This is a genomic window from Novosphingobium sp. Gsoil 351, from assembly GCF_009707465.1.
GTDB lineage: Bacteria > Pseudomonadota > Alphaproteobacteria > Sphingomonadales > Sphingomonadaceae > Novosphingobium.
The window spans coordinates 3,540,045-3,557,360 of record NZ_CP046120.1 but is presented as its reverse complement, the minus strand read 5'-3'; the positions used below and the strand labels follow the sequence as shown (position 1 = coordinate 3,557,360).

General features: G+C 67.1%; 17 protein-coding genes, 1 tRNA gene and 1 pseudogene. 8 read left to right on the top strand and 11 right to left on the bottom strand.

Annotated features, from left to right (window positions below):
- Nucleotides 1-91: 91 nt before the first annotated feature.
- Both GKE62_RS17075 and GKE62_RS17070 read right to left on the bottom strand, forming a co-directional pair.
- Nucleotides 92-1,906 (bottom strand): DUF885 family protein, encoded by a 1,815-nt coding sequence (locus tag GKE62_RS17075; protein WP_154693272.1) that lies wholly within the window; start codon nucleotides 1,904-1,906, stop codon nucleotides 92-94.
- A gap of 85 nt (nucleotides 1,907-1,991) precedes the next feature.
- On the bottom strand, nucleotides 1,992-2,456 hold the full coding sequence (locus tag GKE62_RS17070; RefSeq protein ID WP_154693271.1) for a DUF6456 domain-containing protein: 465 nt from the start codon (nucleotides 2,454-2,456) through the stop codon (nucleotides 1,992-1,994).
- A gap of 95 nt (nucleotides 2,457-2,551) precedes the next feature.
- Here GKE62_RS17070 and GKE62_RS17065 point away from each other — a divergent pair, with 95 nt between their 5' ends.
- Nucleotides 2,552-3,124: a helix-turn-helix domain-containing protein gene (locus tag GKE62_RS17065; RefSeq protein WP_154693270.1), complete on the top strand. Its 573-nt coding sequence runs from the start codon at nucleotides 2,552-2,554 to the stop codon at nucleotides 3,122-3,124.
- A 134-nt stretch (nucleotides 3,125-3,258) separates the two neighbouring features.
- Complete coding sequence (locus GKE62_RS17060; RefSeq protein ID WP_154693269.1) at nucleotides 3,259-4,437, top strand: glycosyltransferase; 1,179 nt, start codon at nucleotides 3,259-3,261, stop codon at nucleotides 4,435-4,437.
- Here GKE62_RS17060 and secF read toward each other — a convergent pair.
- From secF to yajC, 3 genes are read right to left on the bottom strand one after another with little or no spacing between them, the layout of a single operon-like run.
- A complete protein-coding gene (gene secF / locus GKE62_RS17055) occupies nucleotides 4,434-5,411 on the bottom strand; it encodes a protein translocase subunit SecF (RefSeq protein WP_154693268.1) in 978 nt (325 codons plus the stop codon). The genes GKE62_RS17060 and secF overlap by 4 nt on opposite strands.
- Before the next feature lie 10 nt (nucleotides 5,412-5,421).
- Nucleotides 5,422-7,029 carry a protein translocase subunit SecD gene (gene secD, locus GKE62_RS17050; protein WP_154693267.1) on the bottom strand — a complete coding sequence of 536 codons (1,608 nt, stop codon included), beginning with the start codon at nucleotides 7,027-7,029 and terminating at the stop codon, nucleotides 5,422-5,424.
- A 54-nt stretch (nucleotides 7,030-7,083) separates the two neighbouring features.
- The gene (gene yajC, locus GKE62_RS19900; protein WP_370516115.1) at nucleotides 7,084-7,347 is read right to left on the bottom strand and encodes a preprotein translocase subunit YajC; all 264 of its coding nucleotides are present in this window, start codon (nucleotides 7,345-7,347) and stop codon (nucleotides 7,084-7,086) included.
- 280 nt (nucleotides 7,348-7,627) lie between these two features.
- On the opposite strand from yajC, the gene GKE62_RS17040 reads away from it, so the two are divergent.
- Nucleotides 7,628-7,704 (top strand) — tRNA-Pro (locus GKE62_RS17040).
- Between the two features lie 7 nt (nucleotides 7,705-7,711).
- Here the strand turns inward: GKE62_RS17040 and GKE62_RS17035 are convergent.
- Together GKE62_RS17035 and GKE62_RS17030 are read right to left on the bottom strand one after the other, a co-directional pair.
- A complete protein-coding gene (locus tag GKE62_RS17035) occupies nucleotides 7,712-9,019 on the bottom strand; it encodes an MFS transporter (protein ID WP_154693266.1) in 1,308 nt (435 codons plus the stop codon).
- Nucleotides 9,020-9,101: 82 nt separating this feature from the next.
- Nucleotides 9,102-10,484 (bottom strand): caspase family protein, encoded by a 1,383-nt coding sequence (locus tag GKE62_RS17030; protein ID WP_195908496.1) that lies wholly within the window; start codon nucleotides 10,482-10,484, stop codon nucleotides 9,102-9,104.
- A 176-nt stretch (nucleotides 10,485-10,660) separates the two neighbouring features.
- On the opposite strand from GKE62_RS17030, the pseudogene GKE62_RS17025 reads away from it, so the two are divergent.
- The 5 genes and pseudogenes from GKE62_RS17025 (at nucleotide 10,661) to accC (ending at nucleotide 14,134) form a co-directional block, all read left to right on the top strand.
- Nucleotides 10,661-11,069: pseudogene (locus GKE62_RS17025) on the top strand (holin family protein).
- A gap of 92 nt (nucleotides 11,070-11,161) precedes the next feature.
- The gene (locus tag GKE62_RS17020) at nucleotides 11,162-11,458 is read left to right on the top strand and encodes a hypothetical protein (protein WP_154693264.1); all 297 of its coding nucleotides are present in this window, start codon (nucleotides 11,162-11,164) and stop codon (nucleotides 11,456-11,458) included.
- 112 nt (nucleotides 11,459-11,570) lie between these two features.
- Nucleotides 11,571-12,017: a type II 3-dehydroquinate dehydratase gene (gene aroQ / locus GKE62_RS17015; RefSeq protein WP_154693263.1), complete on the top strand. Its 447-nt coding sequence runs from the start codon at nucleotides 11,571-11,573 to the stop codon at nucleotides 12,015-12,017.
- Nucleotides 12,018-12,270: 253 nt separating this feature from the next.
- A complete protein-coding gene (accB, locus tag GKE62_RS17010) occupies nucleotides 12,271-12,756 on the top strand; it encodes an acetyl-CoA carboxylase biotin carboxyl carrier protein (RefSeq protein ID WP_230206786.1) in 486 nt (161 codons plus the stop codon).
- A 19-nt stretch (nucleotides 12,757-12,775) separates the two neighbouring features.
- The gene (accC, locus tag GKE62_RS17005; protein WP_154693262.1) at nucleotides 12,776-14,134 is read left to right on the top strand and encodes an acetyl-CoA carboxylase biotin carboxylase subunit; all 1,359 of its coding nucleotides are present in this window, start codon (nucleotides 12,776-12,778) and stop codon (nucleotides 14,132-14,134) included.
- Between the two features lie 191 nt (nucleotides 14,135-14,325).
- On the opposite strand, the gene GKE62_RS17000 is transcribed toward accC, so the two are convergent.
- The 4 genes from GKE62_RS17000 to plsX all read right to left on the bottom strand — a co-directional run bounded on the left by GKE62_RS17000 (nucleotide 14,326) and on the right by plsX (nucleotide 17,296).
- Nucleotides 14,326-14,736: a MerR family transcriptional regulator gene (locus tag GKE62_RS17000; RefSeq protein ID WP_154693261.1), complete on the bottom strand. Its 411-nt coding sequence runs from the start codon at nucleotides 14,734-14,736 to the stop codon at nucleotides 14,326-14,328.
- On the bottom strand, nucleotides 14,733-15,113 hold the full coding sequence (locus GKE62_RS16995; RefSeq protein ID WP_370516020.1) for an integration host factor subunit alpha: 381 nt from the start codon (nucleotides 15,111-15,113) through the stop codon (nucleotides 14,733-14,735). The genes GKE62_RS17000 and GKE62_RS16995 overlap by 4 nt, the downstream gene beginning before the upstream one ends.
- Nucleotides 15,114-15,230: 117 nt before the next feature.
- Complete coding sequence (locus GKE62_RS16990) at nucleotides 15,231-16,208, bottom strand: beta-ketoacyl-ACP synthase III (RefSeq protein ID WP_154693260.1); 978 nt, start codon at nucleotides 16,206-16,208, stop codon at nucleotides 15,231-15,233.
- Nucleotides 16,205-17,296, bottom strand: a complete 1,092-nt coding sequence (plsX, locus tag GKE62_RS16985; protein ID WP_154693259.1) for a phosphate acyltransferase PlsX — start codon at nucleotides 17,294-17,296, stop codon at nucleotides 16,205-16,207. The genes GKE62_RS16990 and plsX overlap by 4 nt, the downstream gene beginning before the upstream one ends.
- Between the last annotated feature and the right edge of the window lie 20 nt (nucleotides 17,297-17,316).

Here is a 17,316-nt window from a genome sequence, read left to right as displayed (position 1 = left end):
CGAAAAGCATCGGACATGCCCCTCTCAACTTCGGCTAGCCGACCAGTCGGCAAGCCTTCGCATCTCTCCCCTGAAGGGGAGAGAGCAGCCCTCACCGCATCGTCTTCAACCGCTCGGCGATCCGCTGATCGACCCGCGCGTCCAGCATCGATAGCGGCATCACCCCGTCGTTCAGCACATCGTGAAACCACTTGAGGTCGAACCGCGGCCCCAGCGCGGCCTGCGCCTTCTGGCGGTTCTTGACCCAGGCGGTGTGGCCGATCTTGTAGCTGCAGGCCTGCCCCGGCTGGGTGCAGTAGCGCTCGACCTCGCGCTGGCTGCGGGGACGGGCGAAGCCGGTGGTCGTGACCATGTAATCGGTCGCCTGCTTGCGGGTCCAGCGCTTGTGGTGGAGACCGGTGTCGATCACCAGGCGGCTGGCGCGGAACAGGAACGATTGCAGGTAACCCGCCCGCTCGATTCCCGAATAGGCGCCCAGTTCGTCGGCCAGTTGCTCGGCATACAGCGCCCAGCCCTCGCCATAGGCGGAGATGAAGTTGTTGCGGATGATCATCGGCACCGCGCCCGATAGCTGGGCGATGCTGCCCTGCAGGTGATGGCCGGGGACGCCCTCGTGATAGGTCAGCGAGGGCAGCGAATACTTGGGCCAGTCGCCCACGCTCTTGAGGTTGATCCAGTAGATCGCCGGCCGCTTGCCGTCGAGCGAGGCGCGGTTGTAGTATCCGTTCGAGGCGCCGTCCTGGATGTCCACCGGCACGGCGCGGATCTCCAGCGGCTGTTGCGGCACGGTCGAGAACGCCTGCGGCAGCCGGGCATACATGTCCTTCACCCCGGCATTGAGATCGGCGATCAGCGCCTTCCGCCCGGCATCGCTGTCGGGATAGAGCTGATCGGGCCGCACGTTGAGCGCGGCGAGGCGCTCGCCGACCCCGCCCTTCGTCAGACCCGCGGTGCGCAGGATGCCATCGAGCTGCGCGGAAATATCGGCCACCTGATCGAGCCCGATCTGGTGGACCTCGTCCGGCGAGAGCGTCGTGGTGGTCGCCTGGGCCAGCGCGGCGGCGTAAATCTCGTCGCCACGTGGCAGACGCCAGGCTCCATCGCCGGCCGCGGTCGATTTGCGCAGCGTTTCCATGAGGGCGATCTGGCGATCAAGCGCCGGATAGATCCGCCGGTTGACGATGCTCGCCGCGCGGGCTTGCCAGTCGCCCGCGATGCCCTTCGCCGCCGCACGCCGGACCAGCGACTGGACCAGCGCGCTGCCCTCGGCCTGCTGGCCGCGCAACTTGTTCATCTGCCCCAGCGTCAGGTCGATCGACCATCCCGGGGCCGTGAACCCGCGCCGCGATTGCGCTTTCTGTTCGGCGGTATCCTGATCGAGCGCCGTGGCGAACGCATCGAGCCGGGCAAGATAGGCCCCTGCGTCCGCCGCGCTCTCGATCGTGTGCTGAGAATTGAGGAAGTCGGGGATCGAGAAGTACGATCCGCCCTGCTGGAATATCCGGTAGGGCCGCTGCACCGAGTTTATCCCGAACCTTGCCGGCGCGACGGTCTTCTGCTCGAGATCGTAGATCGTCTGCTCGCGCCAGAGTCGTGCCGCTCCGGACAAGCTGGCGGGATCGAAAGCGCGCACCCGCTTGAGCCAACGCTGATTGCGCGCCAGTTCACGGTCGCGCCAGGCCTTCGTGCGCGGCTGGAGCCTTGATTTGAGTGCGGCGAGCTTGCCCCTGTCCAGGCCCAGCCCGGTCGCATCCTCGGGGTTGTTGACGATATCGTCGTTGAATTCGGCATCGAGCGTGGCCGACAACGCGGCGTCGCCCCGCGCGGCGGGCGCCGCCAGCACTATATCGCCGTGGCCAAGCGTTGCAGCCGCGCCGGCGGAGGCGATGAAAGTCCGTCTATCCATGATCGCGTCCCGAATTTTCGTTTCTATTGCGACCGGTTTGGCAGGAGCGGCAGATGGGTGCAAGGATCGTGGACCACTTGGACCACTATCCTAGGCAATAAAAATCAGCCACCCGGTCGAGCGCCAGGCGCAACACCAGCTTGCCGCTGCGCACCGGCCAGGCCAGCCCCTTCTCGGCGACCGGCAGGCTCTCGCCCGCGCAGACGACGCGCCACAGGATATCGGCCAGTCCCGGCCCAGCCATCGCCACCGCGCCGTCGAACCGGGCCTTGGCGGCGATCTGCCGCTCTGCGGGTGACAGGCCGCCGCCCCCGCCTCGCACCGGGTGCCACTTCATCGTGACGCAAGGCGCCAGCTGCGCCCGCTCCCAGTCGGCCCGCAAGCGCTCTCCGGCGGCGAATTGGCGGTCGCTGAGATGCCCGCGCGCGTGCAACCAGGTCAGCGGCGATTCGCCGAGATTGACCGTCACGCTGCGCCGGCCTTTGGCGACTCCAGCCCCGCGGCGGGGGCCTTCGGAAGTGAGTTCGCGCTCGGCAAGGGTCTGCGGCATCGGGCAACTCCGCGGTTGGTTAAGGGTCCAACCCGCTTGCCAAAGCAACCAACATGTAGGAAAGTTAAAAACCGATCCGGTTAAAGGCTGTCCCCATGATCAATCGCATCCGCGACGTCCGCAAGCAGAAGCGCATGACCTTGGCCGATGTCGCCGCGCGCTGTTCGCCGCCGACCACCGCGCAGACGATCGGGCGGCTCGAGACGGGCATGCGCAACCTGTCGCTCGATTGGATGAACAAGATCGCCGCCGCCCTGGCGGTCGAACCCGAATTGCTGGTACGGCGCGACCGCCACGAGGGCATTCAGCTCATCGCGCGCTTGGGCGAGAATGGGCCCGAGCCGCTGAGCAAGCCGATTGAGGCGCTGCTCCCCAGCGCCTTGGGTGGCGACGGCGCGCTGCTGGCGATGGCGGTCGATGCCGGCGCTGGCGAATATCGCAGCGGGGATCAGGTCTGGTTGCGCAAGTGCGAACCCGGCGATTTCGCCAAGGCGCTCAACCGCGACGTGCTCGCCCCGCGCTCCGCAGGGCGCTTCGCCTTCGGGCGGATGATCGACCGTCAAGGCAATCGCATCGCCCTGCTCCCGCCCGGCCCCGGCCAACGCCAGATGGTGATCGACGGCCCGGCATGGCTGGGGGTCGCGGAAATGCTCGTCAGGAAGTTGTGAGGGCTTCGACCGCCAGGCTGCTGAAAGCACCCCTGCTCATGTCGAGCGAAGTCGAGACATCTTGCACAACGGTTGGGCCTTGCGCGCGATCCCTCGAATTCGCTCGGGATGAGCGGATTTTGAAGGGCTGAGCCGTGCCCCGCGCCCTCTGCATCGCGACGCTCTATCCCAACGCGGAACGGCCGACATTCGGCACATTCGTCGCGCGTCAGTTCGAGGCGTTGGCGGCGCGCGGCGACTGGGACGTGACGGTGATCAACCCGATCGGGCTGCCGCCAGTCGCCGCCGGGCGTTATGCCGCGCTGGCCCGGGCGGCGAGCGACGCGGTCGAAAGCGGTGTCACGGTGCTGCGCCCGCGCTTTGCGCTGGTGCCGGCGCTGAGCGCGCGGTGGAACCCCTCGCTGATTGCGCGCCGCGTGCTGCCGATCGCGCGGCGGCTCCATGGCGAACACCCGTTCGCGCTGGTCGACGCGCAGTTCTTCTACCCCGACGGGCCGGCCGCGGCGAAAATCGCGCGCGCGCTGGGATTGCCGCTGTCGATCAAGGCGCGCGGCGCGGACATCCATTATTGGGGCGCGCAAGGCTTCGCCCGGCGGCGGATGCTAGACGCCGCGCGCCAGGCGGCGGGCCTGCTGGCGGTTTCGCAGGCGCTCAAGGCCGACATGGTCGCGTTGGACATGCCCGAAGACACAATCGCGGTGCACTATACCGGGCTGGACCGTGCGCAGTTCCGGGTCCGCGACCGGGATCGCTCGCGCGCCGAGATCGCCGCGCTCGGCGTGCCCGGTGACGGCCGGCTGCTGGTGTCGGTCGGCGCGCTCATCGCGCGCAAGGGTCAGGCGCTCGCGATCCGCGCGCTGGCCGCGCTCCCCGCCGATGTGCGGCTCGCGCTTGCCGGCACCGGCGCGGACGAAGCAGCGCTGCGCAAGCTGGCCGGCGCGCTCGGGGTGGGCGAGCGGGTTCACCTGCTCGGTTCAGTACAGCACGACCTGCTGCCGCACCTGCTCACCGCCGCCGACGCGATGGTTCTTCCAGCGGCCAGCGAAGGGCTCGCCAACGCGTGGGTCGAGGCGCTGGCCTGCGGCACCCCGATCGTGATCGCCGACGCCGGGGGCGCGCGAGAACTGCTGACCTCGCCTGTCGCGGGACGCATCGTAGCGCGAGACCCTGCGGCAATCGCAGCAGGGGTGGCCGACGTGCTCGCCGGCCCACCGCCTCGCGAAGCCGTCGCCGCGACGGTCGAAAACTTCAGTTGGGACGAGAACGCCGCTGCGCTCAGCGCCTACTACGATCGGCTGATCGCCAGCGGCTAGCCCTGCGCGCGCGCCGCGGCTTCCTGCTTGTCCACCGCGCTCTCGCCGGGGACGAAGCTGCGCGAAGTGACCTTGAGCCAGATCAGGATCGGCGCCGCCATATAGATCGAGCTGTAGGTGCCGACGAAGATGCCGAAAGTGATCGCGGCGGTGAAACCGAAGATCACGTTCGGCCCGAACAGCAGCAGCGCCAGCAACGTGACCAGCACCGACAGCGAGGTCATCACCGTCCGGCTGAGCGTTTCGTTGACCGAAAGATCGAGCAGTTCGGGCAGCGGCATCCGGCGGTACTTCTTCAGGCTTTCGCGGATGCGGTCGTAGACCACGATGGTGTCGTTGAGCGAATACCCGATCAGCGTGAGCAATGCGGCCACGATGTTGAGGTCGAATTCCATCTGGGTGAGCGCGAACAGCCCAAGGGTCAGCGTCACGTCGTGCGCCAGCGAAAACAGCGCGCCGATGCCGAACTGCCACTCGAAGCGAATCCAGATGTAGATGGAAATGGCGATCATCGCCGCGATCAGCGCGGTCATGCCCGTGCGGAACAATTCGCCCGATACTTTGCCCGATACGCTGTCGACCCCATCGATCCGCACGTCGGGATGCGCGGCCTTCAGCGTCGCGGTGATCTTGCGCGCCATGGCATCGGACAGACCGGGATCGGAGGTGGCGCCTTCGGGCAGCCGCATCCGGATCGAGATTTCGTTGGGCTTGCCGAACTGCTGGATGATCGGCTCGCCATAGCCGAGCGCACCCACCTGCTCGCGCAGCTCGGCGACCGGCGCGACCGCGCTTTGGGTAAAGGTCGTGCGGATCATCTGCCCGCCGACGAAATCCACCCCCAGGTTGAGGCCCTTGGTGAACACCAGCGTCAGGCTGGCGGCCATCAGCAGCAGGCTGATCGTGTAGAACGGGATCCGCCAGCGCAGGAACCGGATGTTGGTGTCGTCGGGGACGAGCTTGAGCAGTTTCATCGGACGAGTCTCACAAAACCAGGTCGTTCGGCCGCGCGCGGCGCAGCCAGTGGGCGACCCACATCCGGGTCAGCGTGACCGCGGTGAACACCGATGTGGCGATGCCGATGATCAGCACGACGGCGAACCCCTTCACCGGCCCCGAGCCGAACAGGAACATCAGCACCGCGGCGATGATGTTGGTGATGTTGCCGTCGAAGATCGCGCTGCGCGCTTCCTTGTAGCCGAACTCGACCGCCTGGACGACCTTGCGCCCGCGCTTGCGCTCCTCGCGGATGCGCTCGTTGATCAGCACGTTGGCGTCGACCGCGGCGCCGATCGTGAGCACGAAACCGGCGATGCCCGGCAGCGTCAGGGTGGTGTTGACCACCGCCATGATCCCCAGGATCATCAAGGTGTTGAGGATCAGCGCGACGCAGGTGTAGACCCCGAACCGGCCGTAGGTGACGAGCATGAACGCCATCAGCGCGGCCATGCCGATGCCGAATGCGATCAGGCCCTTGCGGATCGAATCGGCGCCGAGATCGGGCCCGACCGTCCGCTCCTCGACCACCTTGAGATCGACCGGCAGCGCGCCGGAACGCAGCGCGATGGCCAGTTGGTTGGCGGTCTCCACGGTGAAGTTGCCCGAAATCTGCGCGCTGCCGCCCAGGATCGGCTCGTTGATGTTGGGGGCCGAGATCGCCTTGCCGTCGAGTATGATCGCGAACGGGCGGTTGACGTTTTCGGTGGTCAGCCGCGCGAACTTGGCCCCGCCTTCGGAATCGAAGGTGATGCTGACGACCGGCGCGTTGGTCTGCGGCTCGAAGCTCTGCTGGGCGTTGGTCAGCGAATCGCCCTTGATCCCGCCGAGCCGCTTGACCGCGATCGCGGTCTGGCCCTGCCCCGCCTTGGCATCGGCGAACGGCACGATCTGGCTGCCCGGCGGGGCGATGCCCTGGGCCACGTCGCTGGGGATCGCGGTGGTGTCGACCAGCTTGAATTCCAGCTTGGCGGTCTGCCCGAGCAGCGCCTTGAGCGCCGAGGGGTCCTTCAGCCCGGGCACCTGGACCACGATCCGCTGCGCGCCCTGGCGGATGATCGTCGGCTCGCGCGTGCCCAGCGCGTCGATCCGCTTGCGCACCACTTCGGTGGCGGTGTCCATCGCCTGGGTGACCGCCAGATCGATCCCGGCCTGGGTCGGGGTCAGGACGAAGCGGTTGCCGTCGATCACCTGGATATCCCAGTCGCGCTGCCCGGTCAGCCCCGCGCCGCTGGTCAGCGGCAGCACCTGTTCGCGCGCGGCGTCGACCTGGCTGGGATCGGGGACGACGAACGACAGCGCGCCGCCGCGATTGGAAATCTCGCCCACCTGGATCCGCGGTTGCGCCGTGCGGAACTTCTGACGGACGTTTTCCTCCATCGATTCGAGCCGCTGGCGAGCGACCTGGCTTGCGTCGGCCTCAAGCAGGATGTGGCTCCCGCCCGCGAGGTCGAGGCCGAGGTTGACCTTGGGATTCGGCAGCGCGGCGGGCCACGGAATGCCGGCGACGCTGGCCAGCGAGGGCAGCGCGGCGGCAGCGCAGACGAGCGCCAGGGCCCAAAGCCAGATGACCTTCCAGCGGGGAAAATCGAGCATGCGGAAACTTTCGAAACGGGATTCACGCGGCGGAGAAGGCCGCGGCTGGGAACGTCAGTCGTTGGCGGGCTGCGCGCCGCCGGGGGGCACGATGTCGCCGATCGTCGACTTGACCGCCTTGACCTTGACGCCCGGCGCCAGCTCGAGATCGACGTAGTGCTCGTCGACCCGCAGGACCTTGGCGATCAGCCCGCCCGCGGTGACCACCTGGTCGCCCTTCTGCAGCCCCGCGACCTTGGCCTGATGCTCCTTTTGACGGCGCATCTGCGGGCGGATGATCAAGAGCCAGAAGATCAGCCCCATCGCCACCAGCGGCAGGAACTGGAGCCAGGCGGGAGGGGCCGGCGCGACCCCGCGGCGGCGGCGCTGGACAACATGGGAAGGAGCGAGGAGGTGGACATCGGTGCTTTCGAATGGCTTGAAAACGGCGGGCCGAAGCCCGGAATTGCGCGGGGCCGGGTCGTCCGGTCGCAGCGGGTGCGCGCCTAGCAGCAATGCCGGGGCAAGGCAATCGAACGCCTTTTGCGCTGCCTTGCCAACCCGCAGCCCCGGGCCTATAGCGCGCCTCCCCGGGCCGCCTCAGGCGTACCCGGCCGGTCGGGACGTAGCGCAGCCTGGTAGCGCATCACACTGGGGGTGTGGGGGTCGGAGGTTCGAATCCTCTCGTCCCGACCAATTTTTCCTACGCGGGCAACGCCGTCGCCAGACCCCGGCGCAATTGGCGGCAGAGCTGCCACAGCATCAGCGTAAGTCCCAGCGCCAGCCCCGTCAGCAGCAGCAGCCCGGCGCGGAAATCGCCGCTGGCGTCCTTGAGCACGCCCCAGGCGAACGGAGTGACGAACGCGCCGATCTGCGACAGCGTGTTGATCGCCGCCGCGCCTACCGCCAGCTCGCGCGCCGACAGCAGCTCCGCCCAGCCCGAGGAGGTCAGCATGGGAATGGTGAAACAGGCGACCGCGAACAGCATGTAGGCGGCGATGGTGACGGCCGGGCTCGGCGAAAACGCCAGGACCAGCAGGGCCAGGGTCAGCAGCGCGCTATAGACCAACGCATCGGGAAACCGGGAATTGCGGCGATCCGCGGAATTGCCCGCCCAAATGATCGTCGCTGCTCCGAGCAACCCGCCAAGACTGACGATCCAGCCCGCCTCACCGGTCGACCAGCCCGTTGCCGCGGTCAGCACCAGCGGGGCGTTGAGCACAAGCGTGGTGATGGAACCGATCAGCAGCAGTCCCAGTCCGCCAAGCTGGAGCACGCGCGGATTGCGCATCGCGGCGAGCACGCCATGATGCCGGGGATCACCGATCCGCGCCTGCTCGCGCGCCAGTTCGCCATCTATCCAGGATTTCTCGGCATCGGAGAGCCACGCGACCTCGGCCGGGCGTTCGGGCAGATAGCGCCACACCAGCAACCCGACGAAGACCGATGGCAGCCCCTGGACCAGGAACAGCCACTGCCAGCCTTCGAGTCCAGATCTTCCGTCGAGCGCGAGCAGCCATCCCGAGACGCCGCCCAGCAGCACCGACGACAGCGGGCTGGCGACGTAGAACCGGCTCACCGCTCGCCCGCGGTGGCAGGCGGGAAACCAGTGCGAGAAATAGAAGATCACCCCCGGATAAAACCCGGCCTCGGCCACCCCGAGCAGGAAGCGCACGGTGTAGAACTGCCACGGAGTGGCAACGAACATCATCGCCGCCGAGAGCAGCCCCCAGGTGATCATGATCCGTGCCAGCCAGGCGCGCGAGCCATAGCGCACCGCCATCAGGTTGCTCGGCACTTCGAACAGCGCATAGCCGAGGAAGAACAGCCCACCGCCCAGGCCATATACGGTCGCGCTGAAACCCAGATCGGCGTTCATCTGCGCGGCGGCGAAGCCGACATTGACCCGGTCGGTGTAAGCGCAGAGATAAGCCAGCGCGATCAGCGGGACGATCCGCCACAGCGCCTTGCGCATCGCCGATCGCCCGGCTTCGGATGTGGTTTCGCGCATCGCCAGCCCCCTCGGCACCCACGGCGCGACCCCAGGTGCGACGGGGTATGGGTGGATCGGCGGGGTTGTGCAAGCGGCCCGGTCAGCCCCCCGGCTTGCCGTTCATCGGCTCCACCCAAACCCCCTCGATCAAGATGGCGCTGAACGCGGCAAAGGGCGTGGTTCCAAGGCGCGGGTCGGACTCGAAACGGATGGCCGAAATCCCTTCGAAGGCCGGGGCGCGAAGCGTCACCACCTCGCGTTCGATGTCGGTGCCGAAGCGCCGCCCAAGCGCGCGGCTGCGGGTGTCGAGCTCGCTCCCGCCAGCCGACAGCGCGGTGGCCTTCCACGCCGGGAAGGTTATTCCGCTGGGGGTTTCGGGAAACATCCGCGGGATCATGAAGCTGACCTTTTCGGCGGGAACCGCCAGCGTCAGCGTGAACGAGGCCGCGACGTTGCCGGTGCTGCGCATCGTCAGCATGTTCTGGCTGATAGTCGGCGCCACCGCTTTTCCCTCATACAACGCGCGATTGTTGATGAAGACCACCTCCGAACCCGAAGGCGAAACGTCGCGCAACTGCATGAGGACGGGGCCATCGCGCAGATACGGTCCGGCCATCACCGTGCCGTCGCTCGAGGTTCCGGTCGGCACGGTCGAAAAGTCGCGCGCCAGGGTGCCCGGTGCCAGCGCCGGTGCCGCGATCGTGGGCTGCTGTGCGGTGACCGTCACCTCGACCTTGACCGTGAAGGGAAAGTTCTCGCGCAGCGAGTTGGACAACTCGGTGGGTTCCTGCGCACCCCGCGTTTCGGCGAGCACGGCCTTGCGCACGTTGAGGAACATGTCGAGGATACCCTCGCCCGGCACCACCATCTCGCGCGCGAGTGCTGTCGCGTAAGGGCTGTTCTCGCCATCGCCGTCGAGCGCGTATTCGCCCTGGCTGGTGGACACCGCGATCAGCGCCGAGCCGCGCTTCTCGATCGGCGCGAAGCCCGCACGCACCGACCGCACCCGGCGGACCACCGGCGTGTTGCGGCACGAATCGAGGATAACGATGCTGTTCGCCGCGCCTCCCTCTTCCATATAGTCGAGCACGCTGTCGGCCGGGATCGATTCGATCTGGATATCGGCTTCGCTCTCGATCTGCGCGCCGACCGGGACGAGATAGTTCACCGTCTTCGATTGCAGCCCGTGGCCCGCGTAATAGAACAGCGCGGTGGCGTTCGATCCGGCCGCGCGTGCGCGCTGGCCGAGCCGGGCCATCGCCCGGAACATCGTTCGGCGATCGGCGTCGGTCACCCGTTCGACCTCGAACCCGGACTTCTTGAGCGAGGCCGCGATCAGGTCGGCGTCGCGCGCCGGATTGGCCAGCGCGCCGAGGCGATCGTCGTATTGCGAATTGCCGATCACCAGCGCGACTCGCGGTTCGGCGCGGGCGATCGACGATGACAGGGCGACGGCGAGCGCCGCAATATGCCAAAACCGCACGAGCGCCCCCAAACGCCTGTCCGATGCTCCCCGCCATCACCTACCACAGGCATGTCTGCACTGACAACGCGCGCGTTTCAGCCGCAAGCGAGGACGGAGGCGATTTCACTGTCCTACATGCAACCGATATGGTTCAATTCGTGCTCCATGATTCGCCAAGTAGGCTCACCATCCCCATGTTCGAAGCCCTGATCGGCCCGCTCGCCTCGATCATCGACAAAGTCATTCCCGACAAGGAGGCGCGCGAGAAGGCCAAGCTCGAACTTGTCCGGCTGGAGGGCTCGCAGGAGATGGAGCTCGTCTCCGCCCGGCTCGCCGCGATCGTCGCCGAGGCGCAATCGACCGATCCGTGGACCAGCCGGGCGCGACCGAGCTTCCTCTACGTGATGTATGCGATGATCCTGTTCTCGCTGCCGATGGGGCTGGTCGCCTGCTTCAGCCCGCAGGCCGCGCGCGACATCGGCGGCGGGATCACCGCCTATTTGGGCGGCTTGCCCGAGCCGCACTACGCGCTGTTCGGCACCGGATACGTCGGTTTACACCGTCGCCCGGCAATGGGGCAAGGCGCAGGGCACCGATCGGTGACTGAGGCCTGATGGGCCCGCGGCGTGCTTAGCAATCGGTAAATTTTTGGGTGCTAGAGGGGCGGCTCCAGAGTCGCAGTCGGACCCGCAATCATGAAGCGCCTTGCCTCCCTCGCCCTACTCGCGCTGATCGCGGCGACTCTCCCCGGATGCGGATCCAGCGGAGGCGAAGGCGAGCTGATGCGCCGCGTCGCGCAGGCCGAGGAAGCCGCCAACAAGGCCGAAGCCTCAGCCAAGCGCGCCGAAGCCGCCGCGGCCAGTATCGGCGCAGGCCGGAGCAACAGCGACGAGACTCCAAGCCCTGCCCCCACCGCAACCGTGGTCGAGGACGGCTCCGATGTCGATCCGAACTATGGCAAGGGCGAGGAGCCGGTCCCGCTCGACGGGTAGGAAGGGCAAGTTCCGGACGCACTGTGCTTGGGGCGGCGGTTGACAGGCGTTTCGACATTCGCCGCATCATCCGCTATCTCCCGCGCCGTACCAGCAGCAAGGCCGATCGACGATGCCCGCCCCTGACCTTCCCGCCGTCTTCGTCCTCAACGGCCCCAACCTCAACTTGCTCGGCACCCGCGAGCCGGACATCTACGGCAGCGATACGCTCGACGATATCGCCGGTCGGCTCGAGGATCGCGCCCGCGAACTCGATCTGGCGATCGACATGCGCCAGTCGAACCACGAAGGCCATCTGGTCGACTGGCTGCACGAGGCGCAGGCGAGCGGGGCCAAGGCGGTGCTGCTCAACGCCGGGGCGTTCACTCACACCAGCGTCGCGCTCCACGACGCGATCAAGGCGATCCGGACGCCGGTGATCGAAGTCCATCTCTCGAACCCTCACGCGCGCGAGGCCTTCCGCCACAAGAGCTACGTCGGGATGGCCGCCAGGGGCACGATCGCCGGTTTCGGTGCCGAGAGCTATCTGCTTGCGCTGGAAGCGGCAGCGGGGTTGTAACTCACCCCACCTCTCCCCCGCGGGAGAGGATAGTGCAGCTTGTTCCGCCAGGAACCGGCACAGCTCGGTGAGGGGGCGAGCCTTGGCGCTGTGCCCACCCCTCACCAACTTCGCCTAGCAAGCAAACTCGCGAGGCTCCGTATCCTCTCCCGCGAGGGGAGAGGAGGAGTAAGTCGCGATTTGACCCGCAAGACCTTGCCAGTCCGCCCGCCCCCGCGCATAGCGGCGGCTTCATTCGAACCCACGAGGACCAATGGGCGACGACAAGCACAGCCGCGACGCGGCGATGGCGATCGATACCGCGCTGGTGCGCGAATTGGCCGAATTGCTGGCCGAAACCGGCCTGACCGAGATCGAGGTCGAGGACGGCGACCGCAAGATCAAGGTCTCGCGGGCCGCGCCCGTCGCTGCCGCGCAAACGCATTACGCGGCTCCGGCTCCTGCACCGGCGGCGGCACCTGCCGCGCCGGCCCAGGCACCCGCTGCGCCCGCCGCGCCCGATCACACCAACGCGGTCAAATCGCCGATGGTGGGGACGGTCTATCTCTCCGCCGAACCGGGCAGCGATCCGTTCGTTAGCGTCGGACAGACGATCAAGGAGGGCGATACGCTGGTCATCGTCGAGGCGATGAAGGTGATGAACCCGATCATCGCGCCCGCCTCGGGGACGGTCAAGGCGATCCTGGTCGAGAACGCCCAGCCGGTGGAATACGACCAGCCGCTGGTCGTGATCGCCTAGCCGCACGGACGCCTGAAAAATGCCGATCAAGCGCCTGCTCATCGCCAACCGCGGCGAAATCGCGCTGCGCATCCACCGTGCCGCGCACGAGATGGGGATCGAGACGGTCGCGGTGCATTCGACCGCCGATGCCGACGCGATGCACGTCCGCCTCGCCGATCACGCGGTCTGCATCGGCCCGCCCGCGGCAAAGGACAGCTATCTCAACGTCGCCGCGATCATCTCGGCGGCGGAAATCAGCCATGCCGACGCGATCCATCCGGGCTACGGCTTCCTCAGCGAGAATGCCCAGTTCGCCGAGATCGTCGAAGCGCACAACATCACCTGGATCGGCCCGAAACCCGAGCATATCCGCACGATGGGCGACAAGGTCGAGGCCAAGCGCACCGCGGGCAAATTGGGCCTGCCGCTGGTGCCGGGTTCCGACGGGGCGGTCTCGGACATCACCGAAGCCGCGAACATCGCGAGCGAAATCGGCTATCCGGTGATCATCAAGGCCGCGTCGGGCGGCGGTGGCCGGGGGATGAAGGTCTGCGAAGGCCCCGACCAGCTCGAAACCCTGATCAAGCAGGCCGGCAACGAGGCCAAGGCCGCGTTCGGCGACGACACCGTCTATCTCGAGAAATACCTCGGCAATCCGCGCCACATCGAATTCCAGGTATTCGGCGACGGCAACGGCAACGCGATCCACCTGGGCGAGCGCGACTGCTCGCTCCAGCGGCGCCACCAGAAAGTGCTCGAGGAAGCCCCCTCTCCGGTGATCGGCGCCGCCGAGCGCGAGCGGATGGGGGGAATCGTGGCGAAAGCGATGGCCGACATGGCTTATCGCGGCGCGGGGACGGTCGAATTCCTTTGGGAAGGGGGCGAATTCTACTTCATCGAGATGAACACCCGGCTCCAGGTCGAGCACCCGGTGACCGAGGCGATCACCGGGGTCGATCTCGTCCGCGAACAGATCCGCATCGCCGAGGGCAAACCGCTGTCGGTGCGCCAGGAAGACATCGAGTTCCACGGACACGCGATCGAGTGCCGGATCAACGCCGAAGACCCGTTCACCTTCGCCCCCTCGCCCGGGCTCGTGACGAGCTACCACGCCGCCGGCGGCATGCACGTTCGCGTCGATAGCGGACTCTACGCCGGCTACCGCATCCCGCCGTACTACGATTCGATGATCGCCAAACTGATCGTCTATGGCCGGACGCGCGAAGGCTGCATCATGCGGCTGCGGCGCGCGCTGGAGGAGATGGTGGTGGAAGGCGTCAAGACCTCGATCCCGCTCCACCGGCGCCTGCTGAACGAGCCGGACATCCTCAACGGCGACTATTCGATCAAGTGGCTGGAGGAATGGCTGGCGCGGGAGGCAGCCGAGAAGCCTTGAATTTCCGCCGTTTATCCCACCAATCTGAAGAACCAAGATTTGGGTGAGCGGGTCGGCTGCTAGCCGCCTTCGTGAGCGAGGGTGGATTTGAGAGGGCAGGCTTTCTGCCGCTATGCGAACGGACTGATGAAGCCGTGAGTTTGAGAGTCTGGTTCGGGGTCGTAAGCTGCCGTCGCAGACCAGCCTCAGCGTCAGCCGTTTTGCAGTGCGCGCGATAGTTCGTCGCGGACCGACCGCAACCGCGCAGCCGTGTCGACCGCCAGCGGCCCGCCGCCTGACTGCGCCGGCTCCTCGCCTGAACCCTGAGCCACTGATGCCGGAGCGACCTTCGCCCCCTTCCCGCTGAGCGCCTGCCGCGCGCCGCGGATGGTGAACCCTTCGTGGTGCAGCAGCCGGTCGATCTCCGCGATCAGGGCGACGTCGCTGGGACGATAGTACCGCCGCCCGCCCGCGCGGGTGAGCGGCTTGAGCATCGGAAACTGTTCTTCCCAATAGCGCAGCACATGCTGCTTTACGCCGAGGACTTGCGCAACCTCGCCGATCGTGCGGAAGGCTTCGGGGTCCTTGCCGTCGGCGAAGGGAAAAGGCGTCTGCTCGCTCATCCAGAGGCGCAGATGCGGTCCTTGAGCATCTGGCTGGCGCGGAAGGTGAGCACGCGGCGCGGGGTGATCGGGACTTCGACCCCGGTCTTGGGATTGCGCCCGACGCGCTGCGCCTTGTCGCGCAGGATGAAGGTGCCGAAGCCCGAGATCTTGACGTTCTCGCCATTCGAGAGCGCCTCGCACATGTGGCGCAGGATCGCCTCGACCATGTCGAGCGCGTCGGCGCGGGACAGGCCAACACGGCGGTTGAGCGCCTCCGCCAGATCGGCGCGAGTCAATGTTCCGACGGACCGCATCCTTGCTACCTCCCCCTGGTTAACAGCGACCCCGTTAGCCCGAGTCGGAGCATAACCGAATCTGCAACGATGGCAATCCAACGCCTTGGCGGAGCAGGGTTATTCGCCGGAAGGCGACGGGTTAGTCCCTTTACGGGACGGATTGCGGAGAGTTAGGTCGCCTGAGGCGGGCGCGGTACCCGCCTCAGTGGAAAAGACTCACACCCGCGCCAGGCTAGCGCCCCAGGTGAATCCACCGCCCATCGCCTCGAACATCACGAGGTCGCCGGGCTTGATCCGCCCGTCGCGAACCGCGGTGTCGTAGGCCAGCGGGACCGAGGCGGCCGAGGTGTTGGCGTGGCGATCGACCGTGACGATGACCTTTTCCTCGGGCAATCCGAGCTTGCGTGCGGTGGCGTCGAGGATGCGGGCGTTGGCCTGGTGGGGCACCACCCAATCGATGTCGGCGGCTTGGATCCCGGTATCGGCCAATACCTCGCGCAGTACGTCGGAGAGGTTGGTCACCGCGTGGCGGAACACTTCCTTGCCACGCATCCGCAGCTTGCCGACCGTGCCGGTGGTCGAGGGGCCGCCATCGACGTAGAGCAATTCGTTGTGCTTGCCGTCGGCATGGAGCCGCGTGGCGATGATCCCCGGCGCGTTGGGATCGCTTTCGTCCACATCCTGCGCCTGGAGCACGACCGCGCCCGCGCCGTCGCCGAACAGGACGCAGGTGGTACGGTCCTCCCAGTCGAGAATGCGGCTGAAGGTCTCCGCGCCGATCACCAGCGCGGTCTTGGCCATGCCGGTCTTGAGCATGCTGTCGGCCACGCTCAGCGCGTAAAGAAACCCCGAGCAGACCGCCGCGACATCGAACGCAATCCCGCCGTTGCAGCCCAAGGCGTGCTGGACCTGGGTGGCGGTGGCGGGAAAGGTCTGGTCGGGCGTGGCCGTGGCGAGCACGATCAGGCCGACATCCGCGCCATCGATCCCGGCGGCTTCCAGCGCCTTGCGCGATGCCTCGATCGCCAGCGTTGCGGTGGTCTCGCCCTCGCCCGCGATGTGACGGTTGCGGATGCCGGTGCGCTCGACGATCCATTCGTCGGTTGTGTCGACCATCTGCGCCATCTCGGCGTTGGCGACCGCGCGCTTGGGTAGCGCCGAGCCTGAGCCCTTGATCACCGAACGGATGGTCATGCGGCTGCGTCCGTGGGAGCGGCGGCGGGCGACTGGCCGGACTTGCGCCCGGAACTCCTGATCGTCTCCGCCCCCACCCGCGACAAGTCGGCGTGGATGCGGTCGGTCAGGTTCTCCTCGAGCAACCGCGCCGCGACCGCGACGGCGTTGGCCACGCCCGCCGCGGTGGCGCTGCCGTGGCTCTTCACCACCACGCCGTTGAGGCCCAGGAACACCGCGCCGTTGTGGTTGTTGGGATCGAGATGGTGGCGCAGCAGCTCGGTCGCCGGCCGCGAGATCAGGAAGCCGACCTTAGAGCGGATCGAGCTGGAGAACGCGTTGCGCAGCAGATCGGTGACGAACCGCGCCGCCCCCTCGATCGCTTTGAGCGCGATATTGCCCGAGAACCCATCGGTTACCACCACGTCGACTTCGCCGCGATTGATCTTGTCCGCCTCAATGAACCCGTCGAAGCTCAACGCCAATGCGCCTGCCGCGGCCTTTAGCTCGGTTGCCGCATCACGCAGCGTACCGGTACCCTTCATGTCTTCGCTGCCGATGTTGAGCAGGCGGACGCGGGGGCTTTCCAGCCCGGTGACAATCCGGGAATAGGCCGCGCCCATGATCGCGAACTGGACCAGGTTGCGGGTATCGCAATCGGTGTTGGCGCCCAGATCGAGCATGACCACGTCGGCCTCGCCCAGCGTCGGCATCAGCCCGGCCAGCGCGGGGCGATCGATCCCGGGTAGCGTGCGCAGCGCCAGCTTGCTCATTGCCATCAGCGCGCCGGTGTTGCCGGCCGAGACCGCCGCCCCCGCATCGCCGCGCTTCACCGCGTCGATCGCGATGCCCATCGAGGTGGTCTTGGCCCGGCGCAGCGCCTTGGTCGGCATCTCGTCGCCCGCGACCACGTCGGGCGCGTGGAGGATTTCCGATGCGCCGCGCAGGTTGGGGTGATTCTCGAGTGCGGCCTTGATCGCGGGCTCGTCGCCGACCAGCAGGAACTTGAACTTGTCGTGACGGCGGCGGGCGAGCGCAGCGCCTTCCACCATCGTGCGCACGCCTTCATCCCCGCCCATCGCATCTACGGCGATCCGGGGCAGGCTCATGCGCGGTTAGTCCTGATTAG